The 14,734-nt window shown below is 58.9% G+C and carries 14 protein-coding genes; 12 read left to right on the top strand and 2 right to left on the bottom strand.

What is annotated here, in order from left to right:
• Nucleotides 1-99: 99 nt before the first annotated feature.
• Genes iolD through iolG form a run of 6 tightly spaced genes read left to right on the top strand, consistent with a single transcriptional unit; the run spans nucleotide 100 to nucleotide 6,570 of the window.
• Nucleotides 100-1,995 carry a 3D-(3,5/4)-trihydroxycyclohexane-1,2-dione acylhydrolase (decyclizing) gene (iolD, locus tag ABWH92_RS18335; RefSeq protein WP_375570883.1) on the top strand — a complete coding sequence of 632 codons (1,896 nt, stop codon included), beginning with the start codon at nucleotides 100-102 and terminating at the stop codon, nucleotides 1,993-1,995.
• Nucleotides 1,995-2,834, top strand: coding sequence for a phytanoyl-CoA dioxygenase family protein (locus tag ABWH92_RS18330; RefSeq protein WP_375570881.1), 840 nt, complete (start codon nucleotides 1,995-1,997; stop codon nucleotides 2,832-2,834). Before iolD ends, ABWH92_RS18330 begins: the two co-directional genes overlap by 1 nt.
• The gene (locus tag ABWH92_RS18325) at nucleotides 2,834-3,847 is read left to right on the top strand and encodes a PfkB family carbohydrate kinase (protein WP_375570879.1); all 1,014 of its coding nucleotides are present in this window, start codon (nucleotides 2,834-2,836) and stop codon (nucleotides 3,845-3,847) included. Before ABWH92_RS18330 ends, ABWH92_RS18325 begins: the two co-directional genes overlap by 1 nt.
• A gap of 34 nt (nucleotides 3,848-3,881) precedes the next feature.
• On the top strand, nucleotides 3,882-4,724 hold the full coding sequence (locus ABWH92_RS18320) for a 5-deoxy-glucuronate isomerase (RefSeq protein ID WP_375570877.1): 843 nt from the start codon (nucleotides 3,882-3,884) through the stop codon (nucleotides 4,722-4,724).
• A 10-nt stretch (nucleotides 4,725-4,734) separates the two neighbouring features.
• The gene (locus ABWH92_RS18315; RefSeq protein ID WP_375570875.1) at nucleotides 4,735-5,580 is read left to right on the top strand and encodes a class II fructose-bisphosphate aldolase; all 846 of its coding nucleotides are present in this window, start codon (nucleotides 4,735-4,737) and stop codon (nucleotides 5,578-5,580) included.
• Nucleotides 5,581-6,570 carry an inositol 2-dehydrogenase gene (gene iolG, locus ABWH92_RS18310; RefSeq protein ID WP_375570873.1) on the top strand — a complete coding sequence of 330 codons (990 nt, stop codon included), beginning with the start codon at nucleotides 5,581-5,583 and terminating at the stop codon, nucleotides 6,568-6,570.
• Here the strand turns inward: iolG and ABWH92_RS18305 are convergent.
• Together ABWH92_RS18305 and ABWH92_RS18300 are read right to left on the bottom strand one after the other, a co-directional pair.
• Nucleotides 6,567-7,139, bottom strand: a complete 573-nt coding sequence (locus ABWH92_RS18305; RefSeq protein WP_375570872.1) for a nucleotidyltransferase family protein — start codon at nucleotides 7,137-7,139, stop codon at nucleotides 6,567-6,569. The two genes, iolG and ABWH92_RS18305, sit on opposite strands and share 4 nt — an antisense overlap.
• A 7-nt stretch (nucleotides 7,140-7,146) precedes the next feature.
• Entirely contained in the window at nucleotides 7,147-8,100 is a 954-nt protein-coding gene (locus ABWH92_RS18300) for an XdhC family protein (protein ID WP_375570870.1), read from the bottom strand.
• Nucleotides 8,101-8,261: 161 nt separating this feature from the next.
• Between ABWH92_RS18300 and ABWH92_RS18295 the strand changes: the two genes are divergently transcribed.
• The 6 genes from ABWH92_RS18295 (at nucleotide 8,262) to ABWH92_RS18270 (ending at nucleotide 14,726) form a co-directional block, all read left to right on the top strand.
• Nucleotides 8,262-9,137: an AAA family ATPase gene (locus ABWH92_RS18295; RefSeq protein WP_375574287.1), complete on the top strand. Its 876-nt coding sequence runs from the start codon at nucleotides 8,262-8,264 to the stop codon at nucleotides 9,135-9,137.
• 5 nt (nucleotides 9,138-9,142) lie between these two features.
• Entirely contained in the window at nucleotides 9,143-10,417 is a 1,275-nt protein-coding gene (locus tag ABWH92_RS18290; RefSeq protein WP_375570868.1) for a VWA domain-containing protein, read from the top strand.
• A 101-nt stretch (nucleotides 10,418-10,518) separates the two neighbouring features.
• Nucleotides 10,519-10,980, top strand: coding sequence for a CoxG family protein (locus ABWH92_RS18285; protein WP_375570866.1), 462 nt, complete (start codon nucleotides 10,519-10,521; stop codon nucleotides 10,978-10,980).
• Between the two features lie 85 nt (nucleotides 10,981-11,065).
• Complete coding sequence (locus ABWH92_RS18280; RefSeq protein WP_375570864.1) at nucleotides 11,066-11,536, top strand: (2Fe-2S)-binding protein; 471 nt, start codon at nucleotides 11,066-11,068, stop codon at nucleotides 11,534-11,536.
• Nucleotides 11,537-11,559: 23 nt separating this feature from the next.
• The gene (locus ABWH92_RS18275) at nucleotides 11,560-13,917 is read left to right on the top strand and encodes a xanthine dehydrogenase family protein molybdopterin-binding subunit (RefSeq protein ID WP_375570862.1); all 2,358 of its coding nucleotides are present in this window, start codon (nucleotides 11,560-11,562) and stop codon (nucleotides 13,915-13,917) included.
• Between the two features lie 11 nt (nucleotides 13,918-13,928).
• Nucleotides 13,929-14,726 (top strand): FAD binding domain-containing protein, encoded by a 798-nt coding sequence (locus tag ABWH92_RS18270; protein ID WP_375570860.1) that lies wholly within the window; start codon nucleotides 13,929-13,931, stop codon nucleotides 14,724-14,726.
• Nucleotides 14,727-14,734 lie beyond the last annotated feature (8 nt).

The following is a 14,734-nucleotide window of genomic DNA, read 5'->3' as shown; positions in this document are numbered from 1 at the left end:
CACATCGCGTTTTGGTCAATGGGCAAGTTTGCTGGGGCAAGTTTGATCCGCTGTTCAATGCGCCAAAAACAAATGAGTTGATCACAGGGGATGGACACGATGTCCCAAGGTTCGCAAGCAAGCGAAACCATCACGCTGACAGTAGCGCAGGCTATTGTCCGCTATCTGACGGCGCAGTTCATCGAGATTGATGGCCAAAAAACGCGGCTTTGCGGCGGTGGCTTCGGCATCTTCGGTCACGGCAATGTGCCGTGTCTGGGTGAAGCGCTCTACGATGTGCAGGATATCTTGCCGCTCTATCGCGGGCAGAATGAGCAGTCGATGGGCTTCGCTGCAGCCGCTTATGCCAAATACCATCTGCGCCAGCGCTTCATGTTCTGCACCGCCTCAGCTGGCCCAGGTACCGCGAACCTTTTGACCGCTGCAGCGCTGGCCCATGCCAACCGCCTGCCCATGCTGATGCTCTGCGGCGACACGTTCTTGACCCGCTTGCCCGATCCGGTGCTCCAGCAGTTGGAGCATTATGGCAACCCGGCGCTTGGCCTCAATGACGCTTTCAAGGCCGTCAGCCGATACTGGGACCGCATCACCCACCCGGCGCAGATCCTCCAAAGCTTGCCAGCTGCCATCGCGACGATGCTAGACCCTGCCGATTGCGGCCCGGCTTTTCTCGGCCTGCCGCAGGATGTGCAAGGCTGGACCTATGACTATCCTGTCGCCTTCTTTGAAGAGACGACCCACCGTATTCGCCGCCAATCACCTGATGTTGCCGAAGTCACCGATGCTGCTGCTGCCCTGAAAGGCGCGCAGCGACCGGTCATTCTTGCCGGTGGCGGTGTGCAATACTCCCGCGCCGTTGCCGAACTCACAGCCTTCGCTGAAGCCCACAACATTCCGGTGATCGAAAGCATCGCAGGCCGCGCGAACTTGGTCGCCACGCACCCGCTTAACATCGGTCCCGTCGGTGTGACCGGTTCCAACAGCGCCAACACCATTGCCGAGCAAGCCGACGTGATCCTTTCGGTCGGTTGCCGCCTGCAGGACTTCACCACCGGATCGTGGACGGCTTTCGCGCTGGATGCGCAGATCATCGGCCTCAACGCCGCGCGCCATGATGCGGGCAAGCATCGCTCGCTGCCTGTTGTCGGCGATGCCAAACTCGGGCTCAAAGCCCTTGGTGCGGCGATCAGCGGCTACACCGCCCCAACCGCGTGGACCGATAGCGCCAAAGCCGAACGGGCCAAATGGGACGCCTATGTCGCCGACAATGTCAGCACCACGGCCACCGATGGGTCCAATCGACCCAACTCTTATGCGCAGGCGATTGGCGTCGTGAACGCACTTTGCAACCCACGCGACCGTGTTGTGACGGCCGCCGGCGGTTTGCCCGCAGAAGTCGCCGCCAACTGGCGCACGCTTGATATCGGCACAGTGGATGTAGAGTTCGGCTTCTCGTGCATGGGCTATGAGATCGCCGGCGGCTGGGGCGCACGCATCGCCCAAAGCGAAAACGAGCCGGACGCTGAAACCATCGTCTTCGTTGGCGATGGCTCTTATCTGCTAATGAACTCCGACATCTATTCTTCGGTGCTCACCGGCAAAAAGCTGATCCTTTTGGTGCTCGACAATGGCGGCTTTGCGGTCATCAACAAGCTGCAAAACAATATGGGCCAAGAGAGCTTCAACAACCTCATTGCCGACTGCCCAACGGTGCCTGAACCTTTCAATGTGGATTTTGCCGCTCATGCCGCCTCCATGGGCGCGCTGGTCGAGCGCGTGGACAATCCCGCCGAGCTTGGCGAAGCCTTCGAGCGCGCCAAAGCTGCCAACTCCACCAGCGTCATCGTCATGAATGTTGACGCCTATGAGGGCTGGACCAAAGAGGGCCACACCTGGTGGGAGGTCGGCACGCCGTTCGTGTCCAACAAGCCCAACGTGCGTGTGGCCAATGCTGAGGTGGAAAGCGCCCGTGACCGCCAACGGAAGGGTGTCTGATGAAACGCTTCACACAGGACACGCTTGACGTCGACGCCATCGTTCAAGAGCTGCTGAACGGTGAGGGCGCAGTTCTGATCTCTGGGCTTTTCACGCCTGAGCAGATCGCTGACGCCCGCGCCATCATCATGGAGCACTCTGAGCAGGCCGCCGATAAAGTCACCCATTTCCAAGGCGCTGCCGAAGCTGAAGGAACAATCAGCCTGCAACGACGGGTGTGGAACCTGCTGGCCAAAGGCGAAGTGTTCTCAGAAATGGCCGCCCATCCGGTGTTGATGCAGATCCTGCGCAAGTTTCTTGGCAGCGAGTTCATTATGGGTTCCATCGCTGCCAACCGGCTTTTGCCGGGTGGGCCGGGTCAAGAGCCGCATGTCGACTATCCTTATTGGGATTTCCATTCGCCCGAGACGCACCCGATTGGGCTCAATGGAACTTTCCCGATGAACGCCCAAGTGTCGATTATCTTGGACCCGTTTACCGAGGAAAGCGGCGCGACGGCCTATGTGCCGGGGTCCCAGAAGGAACTGCGCTACCCGCAAGAAAGCGACAAGTTTTTCGAGCGCTGCAAACGTATGCTCGGCGAGCCAGGCGACACGGTGCTTTTCTATGGTGTCACGTGGCACTGCGCCATGCCCAACCGATCCAATCACGACCGCAATGCGGTGCTGATCAATTACCTGCCGAAGTTCGTCAAACCTCTGGAAGACATGCCCGCAGCTTTGCCTCAGGCATTTCTTGACCAAGCCAGCGCCGATATGCGTCAGCTGCTCGGTTTCAACTATCCTTATCCTGAGGTCTTGGATGCGGCTCAAGCTGGCAATGCAGAAGGGCGTGTTTAGTGAGTGCTCACCTCACCATGGAAACCCTTCTGGCGGGTCTTGCCAAAAATCGGTTCATCATTGTTGGGCGTGTTGGCATGGATGTTATTGCCGATCCGCCGGGCACGCGCACCGAAGACATGCAAACGGCCATCGTTGCCATGGGTGGATCCTCCGCCAACATCGCCGCAGGCATCGTCAAGCTGGGTGGCCATGCTGATCTGGTTACCCGCGTCTCTGATGACTCAATCGGTCGCTACTGCACCAATCAGCTCAAACACTATGGCGTTGGAACGCAGTATGTGCAGCCGGTGGGTGGCGAACATCGCTCATCATTGGCTGTCTATGAAAGCACGATCGAAGACCACCAAACGGTCATCTATCGCAATGGTGCCGCGGACTTCGCCCTATCGGAACAGGATGTCGAGGCCGTCGATTACAGCGCTTATGGCGCCTTGATAACGGCTGGCACCGTCTTCGCCGCTGAGCCTTCAAGGTCTGCCACCTTCCGCGCGTTTGAACTGGCCAAGCAGGCCGGTCTGCCGATCATCTTTGACGTGGATTACCGACCTTACTCCTGGCCGTCGCGTGAAGTGGCGGCGGACGTGCTCTCGCGCGCCGGTGCCTTGTCGGATGTGATCGTCGGCAATGATGTCGAGTTCGGCTTTATGGCGGGCGACTATGACAAGGGACTCGATAAGGCGCGCGAGCTGGCCGAACAGAGCGCCATCATCACCGTCTACAAAATGGGCGAGAAGGGCGCGATCACCTTTGCTGGCGGCGAAGGCAGCATCAGTGAGGTGCGCACCGGCATCTATCCGGTGGATGCGCTGAAACCAGAAGGTGCTGGTGACAGCTTCATGGCGGGTTTCATGGCCTCAATGGCATCTGGCCATGGATTGAAAGAAACCCTGCTGCGCAGTTCTGCCTGTGCTTCAATCACCGTCTCCAAACCAGCCTGTGCCCCGGCCATGCCCACAATCGCCGATCTGGACGCGTTTTTGCAAACTCATCCTGGCCCGACCCAAGCCTAAGAAGAAAAAGGCCGAATGGCCGAAAGGACACGCCATGCATATCCCGCCCTATGACAACAAGAACGAGCCCATTGTCGATGTGGAAGATGGCGTGGTGCCGCTCAACTATTTCAACATCGTCAAGCTGAAAAAGGGTGAGAGCTTCGGCTATGCCGTGCCTGGCTATGAGACCTGCATCGTACCCGCCACCGGGCTGATCGATGTTTCGGTTGGTGGGTTTGACGCCAAGAACCTTGGCGGTCGTGGCGTTGATGTTTGGGATGGAGAGCCGGAAGGGGTTTACGTACCCACGGCTGCCCAAGCGCGTTTCACATGTCTGTCCGATGAGGCTGAGGTGTTTATCGCCGGAGCAAAGTTCGAAGAGACCTTGGAGCCGTTCGCGGTCCGTAAGGACGAGCTAGACCTGGTGCAGTATGGCTCCGATGACACAAAAACCCATCGCAAGATCAAACACATTCTTGGTCAGAAGCAGAAAGACCAGGTGGGCCGCCTGCTGGTGAGTGAGCTCTACACGGTGGGGCAGGGCGGATGGTCTGGCTTCCCCAGCCACAAGCACGACACGGATCGCCTGCCGGATGAAACCCGGCACGATGAAACCTACAATTTCCGTTTCCGCCCGAACTACGGGTCAGGTGTTCAGATGTTGCAGCGTGTCGATAACGAACCTGGCGACGCCTACCACATCGTTGACGGGTCCACGATTTGTCTGGACAAGGGCTACCACCCCTGCGCGGTGCTGCCGGGCTATGAGATGTACTATTTCACCATTCTTGGTGGCCTCTCGCAGCGCTCGCTGATCCAATACTTCCAACCCACACACGCGGCGCAACTGCACACCATTCCAGGCATTCTCGATATGGTGGCGAAATTTAAATGAGCCTTTTGAAATGACGGTTGCGACCCTCGCTGAGGTTCTTCAGCCTGCCCTAAAAAACGGCCATGCCGTTGGCGGTCTTGTGTGCCTTGGTTGGGAAGATATGCGCGCCTATGTGGCCGCCGCTGAAGCAGAAAACGCGCCGGTGATCCTGCAAGCTGGGCCAAGTTGCCGCGAACACACCCCGTTGCCGGTGTTGGGTAAAATGATGCGCCATCTGGCGGAAAACGCATCTGTGCCCGTCGTGCTGCACCTTGATCATGGTTACACGTTTGAAGAGTGCCAGGAGGCCTTGGACAGTGGCTTCACAAGCTTGATGTTCGACGGTTCGCGCAAGCCACTGGCCGACAACATCACCGAGACCGCGCGCATTGCTGAGCTTGCCCACGACGCCGGTATCTCCTGCGAAGGCGAGATTGGTTTCGTCGGCTATGACGGCGGTGAAGCATCGGCAGGCACCGATCCGCAAGAAGCCGCCCAGTTCGCCCGCGAAACAGGCGTTGATGCTATGGCGATCTCGGTTGGCAATGTGCATCTCCAGCAGGAAAGCAACGATGGCCTGGATGAAGATCGTATCCGCGCCATTGAGGCCCTGAGCGACACACCGCTTGTGATCCATGGCGGCTCTGGCGTGCCGATGGCGCAGCGCACGCACCTGGCAACGACATCCAAAATTTGCAAGTTCAACATCGGCACCGAGTTGCGCATGGCGTTTGGGCAGGCGCTACGAACGGCGGTCAGTGCTGACCCGGATCGCTTTGATCGGGTGCAGATTTTGAAAGAAACCCATGACCCGGTGGAGCAGGCCGCTCGGGCGGTTATCCGGGCCTTTCGTGCGCCCCCTCAAAGGAATGTTTAGATGCTGCGTATCGGACTTTTAGGCTGTGGTCGTATCGGCCAGGTGCATGCTCTTACACTGGCCGGTGTGGAGGGCGCAAAGCTCACCGCTGTCAGTGATGCGATGCCCGCTGCTGCCAACGCCTTGGGCGAGAAATACGATGTGCCGGTCATGGCATCACAAGAGCTAATCGTTTCCGGTGAAGTGGACGCGGTGGCGATCTGCACACCGACAACCACACACTTTGATCTGATCCATGAGGCGGCACGGGCTGGCAAGGCGATCTTCTGCGAAAAGCCCATCGACCTTTCCACCGAGCGCACGCGCCAATGCATCGCGGCTGTCGAGGCCGCTGGCGTGCCGTTCATGACCGCCTTCAACCGCCGGTTCGACCCAAGCTTTGCCCATTTGGAAAGCCAGCTTCGTCAAGGGGTTGTGGGCGATATCGAGCTAGTGACAATCCTCTCGCGTGATCCATCGCCACCGCCTGTTAGTTACATCGAGCAGTCCGGTGGTTTGTTCCGCGACATGATGATCCATGATTTCGATATGGCCAGGTTTCTTCTGGCCGAAGAACCGATCCGGGTGCATGCGGTTGGATCAAGCCTTGTCGATCCGGCAATCGGACAGGCCGGCGACGTCGATACCGCCGCTGTCACCCTACAAACGGCATCGGGTCGCATCTGCCAGATTTCCAACTCCCGCCGCGCCACCTATGGCTATGATCAACGCATCGAAGTGCATGGTTCCAAAGGTCTTTTGAAGGGCGAGAACCAGCACGAGCACTCCGTTGTTCTTGCCAATGGCGATGGGTTCCAAGGCGCGCCAACGCAGCATTTCTTCCTGGAACGCTATGCTCGCGCCTACGCCCGTGAGATGGAGCATTTCGTGGAGAGCGTTGGCAAAGGCGCAACGCCATCGCCATCGATCCATGATGGACTACGAGCCCAGATGCTTGCCGATGCAGCCCAGCAATCGCTGGAAACCGGCCAGGCGGTGGATATCAGCTAGTCGAGGTCGGCTACTGTATCCACATCCTTGAGCATCGCAGGCGAGGCATGCACCAGTGCTTCATCGGGCAGGGCTTTGAGCAACGGTCCGGCACCGCGATCACCGGTGACCTCCAACAGATCATCGATCTTTGAGGCCGGAAAACAGGCTGGTGGCATGCGGCGTTGTCCATCGGTGCTAGCAGACGCAGAATGATCTGTGCAGCGATCCACAACGGCGCGCAAATGATCGCTCGTGACCAAGGGCATATCACCCAAAATGACCAGAATTCGCGGCGGACGGTCTGCTAAAGTGAGCGGACTAAGGGCGGACCAATGCAGAATTCCGGCCTTTAAACTGGCGGACTGGGGCAGACCGTCCGCCGTTAGTCTGCACAGATCGAAACCATCGAGCAGCTTCGCGACCTGATCATCGCTTACCACTGCAATCAGATGATCGAGCTTAGCATCACGCATCGCATCTGCAGCATGGCTCACCAAAGGCTTCCCGCGATAGGGGGCAAGCAATTTGTTAACCTCGCCAAACCGACGCGAGTGTCCGGCGGCAAGCAGCAGACCAACGGTCGTCATGTTTGGGTCATTGTGAGGTCATTTTGGGGGTCATGGCGCGAGCAAGCACCTCAGCCAAAACCGAGACAGCCAACGTGCCAGCGTCGCGTGCTGACGGGATCAGCCCGACCGGTCCAACCAGCCGCTCGAGGTCAGGCTCTGCAACGCCCATGGCTGTCAGTGTGGCCAAGCGTGCATCGCGAGCGCGCTGGCTGCCTTGCGCCCCGATGTAAAATGCGTTGGTTTTTAGCGCACCTGCCAAAAGCGGCGGCTCCCAATCATGATCGTGAAAGAAAAGCACCACCGCGGTGCGATCATCCACGGCCAAATCCTCCGGGAAAAGCTGACGTGTCAAATGCTGTGTTGGGCAGCCGGAAGCCCTGCCATCAGCCAAGGTTTCAGCATCAGGCGATAGCAGCAGGTTGGGATACCCCGCAGACTGCACCAGCGCAGCGAAGGTGCTCGCTTCAGGTCCCTTACCGAACACCAGAAAACGAATGTCGGGCTCCAAATGCACGCGCAGCATGTCGCCGTTGCGCCCTGTCTGGCCTTGGTCTTCCAGGCTCATCGCTCCGGTGATGAGATCGATCGCCAGCGTGCAAGGGGTCCGCGCCTGCCGGTTCTCGGCCACTTGGGCCAAAACAGTTCGGTCCGGCTTTGGAAGCAGCGCGATGTCCAAGCCACCACCGCAGGGCAGCTGAATGTCCATGAAAGGCGATCCCTGCCCGTAACGCACAACGGTGGGCTGACCCTTTTCGCGTGCATCCATCGCATGCAGCGCAATGTCAGATTCCACGCATCCAGACGATAGCGTGCCCGCGCGTTCACGTGGGCCAAGCACACTCATCATCGCACCCACCGGACGATAAGACGGGCCCTCAACACCAGCAATCACGGTGAGCACAGCATCGTCCGGCCCATCCAAAAGCGCCTGGATAGGGTCTTTTGCCGGGCTGGTCGTGGCATCAAGAATCGTCATCATTGCTCTTTTGGCGGCCTTTCTAGACACCGCCATGTGCTCCGTTTTAGGGTCGCGATCCACATCGTCTCTCCAAGACAAAGCAAAACGGACGCGCCTTGACCAGCCCCAATGCACCAACCACCACAACATCGCCGCCTTCTTCCATCGATGCGACGATCAGCATGCTGGCTGGAGAGAACTATGTTTGCGGGCGCGACCTTGCGACCGTGGCGTTTCTCTCGCTCTCGCTTGGCAAGCCCCTTTTTCTGGAAGGCGAAGCTGGCGTCGGTAAGACCGAGATTGCCAAAGCGTTGGCAAGCGGCCTTGGGCGAAAGCTTATCCGCCTGCAATGCTATGAGGGATTGGATGCTGCTTCAGCGATCTATGAGTGGAACTTTGCCGCGCAGATGATCACGATCCGCACCGCTGAAGCGGCGGGCAATGCCGATCGTGAAGAGCTTCAAACGGAGCTGTTTTCCAGCGATTACCTTATTCGCCGTCCGCTGCTTGACGCTTTGCAGCCGCATGCCGAAGGCCCACCGGTACTGCTCATCGATGAGGTGGATCGTACCGATGAACCCTTTGAAGCGTTTCTTCTGGAAGTGTTGTCGGACTTCCAGGTGACAATTCCAGAGCTTGGACCGATACGGGCTGTCGAACCCCCTGTCGTGATCCTTACCTCCAATCGCACACGAGAAGTCCATGACGCGTTGAAGCGCCGTTGCCTCTATCATTGGGTGGATTATCCAGCATTTGAGCGCGAGCTGGAAATCGTTAGGGCGCGCGTGCCCGAAGCCACCGAAACACTGTCAGCGCAGGTCGTGGCGTTCGTGCAAGGCTTGCGCAAAGAGGATCTCTTCAAAGGGCCAGGCGTTGCTGAAAGCATTGATTGGGCTCGATGCCTGGTGGCGCTTGATGCCGTTGCGCTGTCACCAGAGCTGATCACTGACACGCTGGGCGCGGTGCTGAAGTATCAGGATGACATCGCTCGTATCGCAGGCGCTGAAACCACCCGCTTGCTGGACGAGGCGCAGGCGACGCTCGCCAAGGCTTCCTGACTTCCATGGTCCAGACCACCCGCCACCTGTCTGATCTTGATGGGCGCTTGGTGGAGAATGTCATCCATTTTGCCCGCGCATTGCGCAAGGCGGGCATTCGTGTTGGCACAGCGCAAGTGGAAACCGCGCTCCGGGCGGTTGAGCAGGCAGGCTTCACCAGCCGCATTGATTTCTACCACACGCTGCGCGCGACCATGATCCACCGCTCCGACCAGTTGGAGGTGTTCCACCAGGTGTTCGCCATGTTCTGGCGTGATCCAGAATTCTTGAACGCGATGATGCATATGCTCTCGCCACAGCTGCAGGACACAACGCCGCCGAAAAAGCGCGATGCTGGTGCGCGCCGGGCCGCCGATGCCTTGGGCGATCCGCCGCCTCCGCCGCAAGATGTGCCCGAAGACAACCAGGTTGAAACCGAGGCTGCTCTGAGTTGGTCAGCGCTTGAGGTGATCCGCACCAAAGACTTTGAGCAAATGTCTGCCGCCGAACTGCGCGAGGCCGAAAAGGCTGTCGCCACGCTTTCGCTGGATGCGCGCCCGCTTGCCTCGCGGCGTCTTCGACCCACCACACGGCGGGCTCGACCCGATGCGCGCGCGACCCTGCGGGCCTCCATGCGTCGTGGCGGGGAGTTGGTCCGCATCGCGCAGCGTGCGCCAGAGGTTCGTCCGCCCGATCTGGTGGCAATCTGTGATGTGTCGGGGTCCATGGCCACCTATGCTCGCATGGTGATGCGCTTTCTCCATGCACTGGGTCATGCATCACGAGCGAGCAGTAACACTGGCAAAGGCCAATGGGGTCGCTTGCACGCTTTTACCTTCGGCACAGAACTGACCAACATCTCGCGTGCCATGGCCCGTGGTGATGCCGATACCGCGTTGGAACATGTTGGCCAGGAGGTACGCGATTGGGAAGGCGGCACGCGCATCGGCCCAGCGCTGGAGGCGTTTAACAAGCGGTGGAGCCGCAGGGTGCTGGGGCGTGGCGCGATTGTCTTGTTAATCACCGATGGGTTGGAACGCAGCGAACTTGATCTGCTGGATGCGCAGATGGAGCGGTTAGCCCTCTCTTCGCGCCGTCTTATCTGGCTCAATCCCCTGCTCCGCTGGGATGGCTTTGCGCCCGTGGCCGGCGGCATTCGCACCATGCTGCCCCATGTCGATAGCCTGCATGCATGCCACTCGGTAAGCTCGTTGATCGAATTGGCGGAGGCTCTGGGAGACCCAGGCAGGGTGCAAACAACCCCGTCGATGCATAAGCATGCTGCGGTGCATCCAGCCTAACGTTGCATAAGCAACCCCGTTCTTGCGCCGTGTTGTCGCTTGATTTCTTGTTTTCACAAGATACGCTCCGGGTAACGAGAATAAGATCGGGAGGTTTTGCAGTGGACATGCAAGGCGAACACCGCATCGCTGCACCGCGTGAAGCGGTGTGGGAGGCACTGAACGATGATGACGTTTTGCGGGCCTGTATTCCTGGCTGTGAAAGCCTGGAAAGAACCTCAGACAATGAGTTGCACGCCGTTGTGGTGCAAAAGATTGGTCCGGTGAAAGCCCGCTTTGAGGGTGAGGTGGAACTGGCCAACATCAATGCGCCCGAAAGCTACACCATTCAGGGCGAAGGCAAGGGCGGTGTGGCTGGCTTTGCCAAAGGCGGCGCAGATGTCACCCTGACCGAAGAAGATGGCGAGACCATCCTTTCCTACACGGTGCACGCCATGGTCGGTGGCAAGATCGCCCAACTTGGCAGTCGCCTGATCGACTCCACCGCCAAGAAGTTGGCGGGCAAGTTTTTCGACAATTTCCAGGCTCACCTCAACCCTGAGCCTGTTGAAGAAACCGCCTGACAAACCGGGCAGAATAACCGCCGGGCCAACCGGCGCGGACAAAGGATGCGGGGGCAAACCCTCGCTTGATTGGGAGAAACCTTAGATGACCAACGTCTCAATGACGGTGAACGGGAAGGCTGTAAGCCACGATGTCCCTGACACCACCCTGCTTTCAGAGTTTCTGCGTGAAGCTTTACGCCTTACCGGCACACATGTTGGTTGCGATACCAGCCAGTGTGGCGCTTGCGTGGTGCATGTGGATGGCAAAGCTGTGAAGTCTTGCACAGCGCTTGCCGTATCGCTGGAAGGGGCCTCAGTCACCACGGTTGAGGGCGTTGCCAATGGCGATCTGCACCCCATGCAGACAGCGTTCAACGAGCATCACGGCCTGCAATGCGGTTTTTGCACGCCGGGCATGATCATGACCGGTATCGATATGGTCAATCGTTACAAGGCCGCCGGCAAGACACTTGATGAAGCTGCCATTCGCGATGAGCTGGAAGGCAATATCTGCCGCTGCACCGGCTACCACAACATCGTCAAAGCAATTGAAGACGCCGCCGCCAAAATGTGAGCGAGCCTTAAGGGAGAAACACAATGAGTGACGGAATTGGCGCCCGCGTAAAGCGCAAAGAAGACAAGCGGTTTCTGCTCGGCAAGGGCAAGTACACCGACGATATTCGAGTTGAGAACCAATCCTACGGGGCTTTTGTGCGCTCGCCCCACGCCCATGCGCGCATCAAGGGTATTGATGCCTCCGCCGCGCTTGCCATGGACGGTGTGATCGCTGTTCACACTGGGCCAGAGCTGAAAGCCGACGGTATCGGCGACATCATCACCGGTTGGGCCATCACGTCCAAAGACGGTGAGGCGATGAAAATCGGTGCCTGGTCACCGCTGGCCACTGAAAAGGTGCGCTATGTCGGTGATTCCGTGGCCATCGTGGTTGCCGAAACACAAGCCTTGGCGCGTTTGGCCGCCGAAGCGGTTGAGGTGGACTATGAGGAGCTTGCTCCGGCAGTTGCCACCGGCGAGGCGATGAATCCAGGCCAGCCGCTGGTGCATGATGAGATCGCCAACAATATGTGCTTCGACTGGGAAGTGGGTGATGAGGCCAAAACCGATGCCGGGTTGGCAGGCGCTGCCCACGTCACCGAGATCGATCTGATCAACAACCGCTTGTCGCCCAATGCCATTGAGCCGCGCTCGGCCATTGCGGTCTACGATGACGCTGAGGATCACTACACCCTCTACTCCACCTCGCAGAACCCGCACGTCGCGCGTCTGGTGTTGTCGGCGTTTTACAATGTCGCGCCAGAGCACAAGCTTCGGGTGATCGCGCCGGATGTCGGTGGCGGCTTCGGGTCGAAGATTTACATCTATCCTGAAGAAATCACCTGCCTATGGGCGTCGATGAAGACTGGTCGCAGCATCCGCTGGACGGCGGAGCGCTCTGAATCTTTCATGACCGATGCGCACGCGCGTGACCACGTGACCACGGCAAAGATGGGTTTTGATGCCGATGGCAACATCGTTGGCTTCAAGGTCGACACCATTGCCAACATCGGCGCGTATGCGTCGCTGTTTGCCACCGCCACGCCGACATACCTTTATGGCACGCTGCTTTCGGGCCAGTACGCCATGCCTGCGATCTACTGCAATGTGAAGGCGGTCTACACCAACACGGTGCCGGTGGATGCCTATCGCGGGGCAGGGCGCCCTGAGGCCACCTATGTGGTGGAACGCATCATGGAGAAAGCGGCCCGCGAGATGAACATGGATGTGGCGGAACTGCGCCGCAAGAACTTCATCCGCGAGTTCCCTTACCAGACCGAAGTGCTGCTCGCCTATGATGCTGGTGACTTCGATGCCGTGCTCAACATGGCGCAGGAAGCAGCTGACGTTGCCGGTTTCCCTGCACGCCAGGCAGAGGCTGCCTCGCGCGGCAAGATGCGCGGGATCGGCTATTCCTGCTTCATCGAGGCCTGTGGGTTGGCGCCATCGGCAGCGGCCGGTTCACTTGGGTCGGGCGTTGGTCTTTGGGAATCCGCTGAGGTTCGGGTGAACCCGGTGGGCACCATTGAAATCCTTACCGGTGCGCACAGCCATGGCCAAGGCCACGAAACGACCTTTGCCCAGCTCGCCGCCGATCGCTTCGGCCTGCCCATCGACAATGTCGCCATCGTTCATGGTGACACTGACAAGGTGCAGTTCGGCATGGGCACGTATGGATCGCGTTCCGGCCCGGTGGGCATGTCAGCGGTGATGAAAGCGCTGGATAAGGTTGAAGCGAAGGTGAAAAAGATCGTCGCGCACAGCCTGGAAGCTGCCGAGGATGACATCGTCATCGAAGGCGGTGAAGCGAAGATCGCTGGCACTGACAAGAAGATGGCGTGGCATGAGATCGGCCTTGCCGCCTACATGGCGCACAACCTGCCTGAAGGCATGGAGCCGGGTCTCAAGGAGACCAGCTTCTTCGATCCGGTGAACTTCTCCTTCCCCTCTGGCTGTTTCATCTGTGAGGTTGAAGTGGACCCTGAAACAGGGGTTACGCAGATCGTCCAGTTCGTGGCCGCTGATGATTTCGGCACCATCATCAATCCGATGATTGTCGAAGGCCAGGTGCATGGCGGCGTGACGCAGGGCATCGGCCAAGCGCTGATGGAAGGGGTCGTCTACGATGATGATGGGCAACTGCTCACCGGTTCGTACATGGATTACACCATGCCACGCGCCGATGACGTGCCCAGCTACACCATTGGCCATGGCTGCACCCCATCCCCCAACAATCCGTTGGGCTTGAAGGGTTGCGGCGAGGCAGGTGCCATCGGCTCACCGGTTGCTGTGATCAACGCGATTGTCGATGCCATCGGCACCGATGTTGAAATGCCCGCCACACCCAGCCGTGTTTGGGCTGCCATCCAATCCTCCGCCATGCCGCAAGCTGCAGAGTAGGGAGACGCACAATGTATGCATCCAACTATCATAAGCCATCCTCGCTCAGCGAAGCGGTCTCGGCCTTGTCGTCCAATGAAGATGCCAAAGTGCTGGCGGGAGGACAGACGCTTCTGCCAACCATGAAGCAACATCTGGCCGCTCCATCCGATTTGGTGGACATTCGTGCCATCGACGGGATGGTCGGTGTGTCGGTCTCAGGTGACACAGTGACCATTGGTGCTGCCACAACCCATGCAGAGGTCGCCGCCAGTGCCGATGTGCAGGCGCACATTCCGGCACTGGCATCGCTGGCTGAAGGCATTGGTGATCCAGCGGTTCGCCATATGGGCACCATCGGCGGTTCTATCGCCAACAATGACCCAGCGGCTGACTACCCGTCTGCGGTTCTCGCCCTCGATGCGACAGTGGTGACATCGAAACGCGAGATCGCAGCGGATGATTTCTTCGATGGCATGTTCGCCACAGCGCTCGATGAAGATGAGATCATCACAACGGTGAGGTTCCCCAAACCTGCTAAAGCAGCTTACGCCAAGTTTCCCAACCCGGCGTCACGCTATGCGATGGCAGGCGTGTTCGTCGCTCAAACGGGTGGCGGGGTGCGCGTTGCGGTCACAGGGGCAGGTGCCGATGGTGTGTTTCGCCACAATGGCATGGAAGCTGCCTTGTCCGGCAACTTCTCAGAGGCAGCCGCCGACGGGGTGGCGGTCTCTGCCGATGATATGCTGTCGGACATTCATGGAGACGCAGCCTATCGCGCCAATCTGGTAAAAGTGATGACCAAACGGGCGGTGGCCAGCGCACGCTAATTGCCATT

Source organism: Ahrensia marina (assembly GCF_042140245.1).
Classification (GTDB): Bacteria; Pseudomonadota; Alphaproteobacteria; order Rhizobiales; family MH13; genus MH13.
The sequence above is the reverse complement of the archived record's forward strand: the minus strand, read 5'-3'. Positions and strand labels throughout refer to the sequence as shown.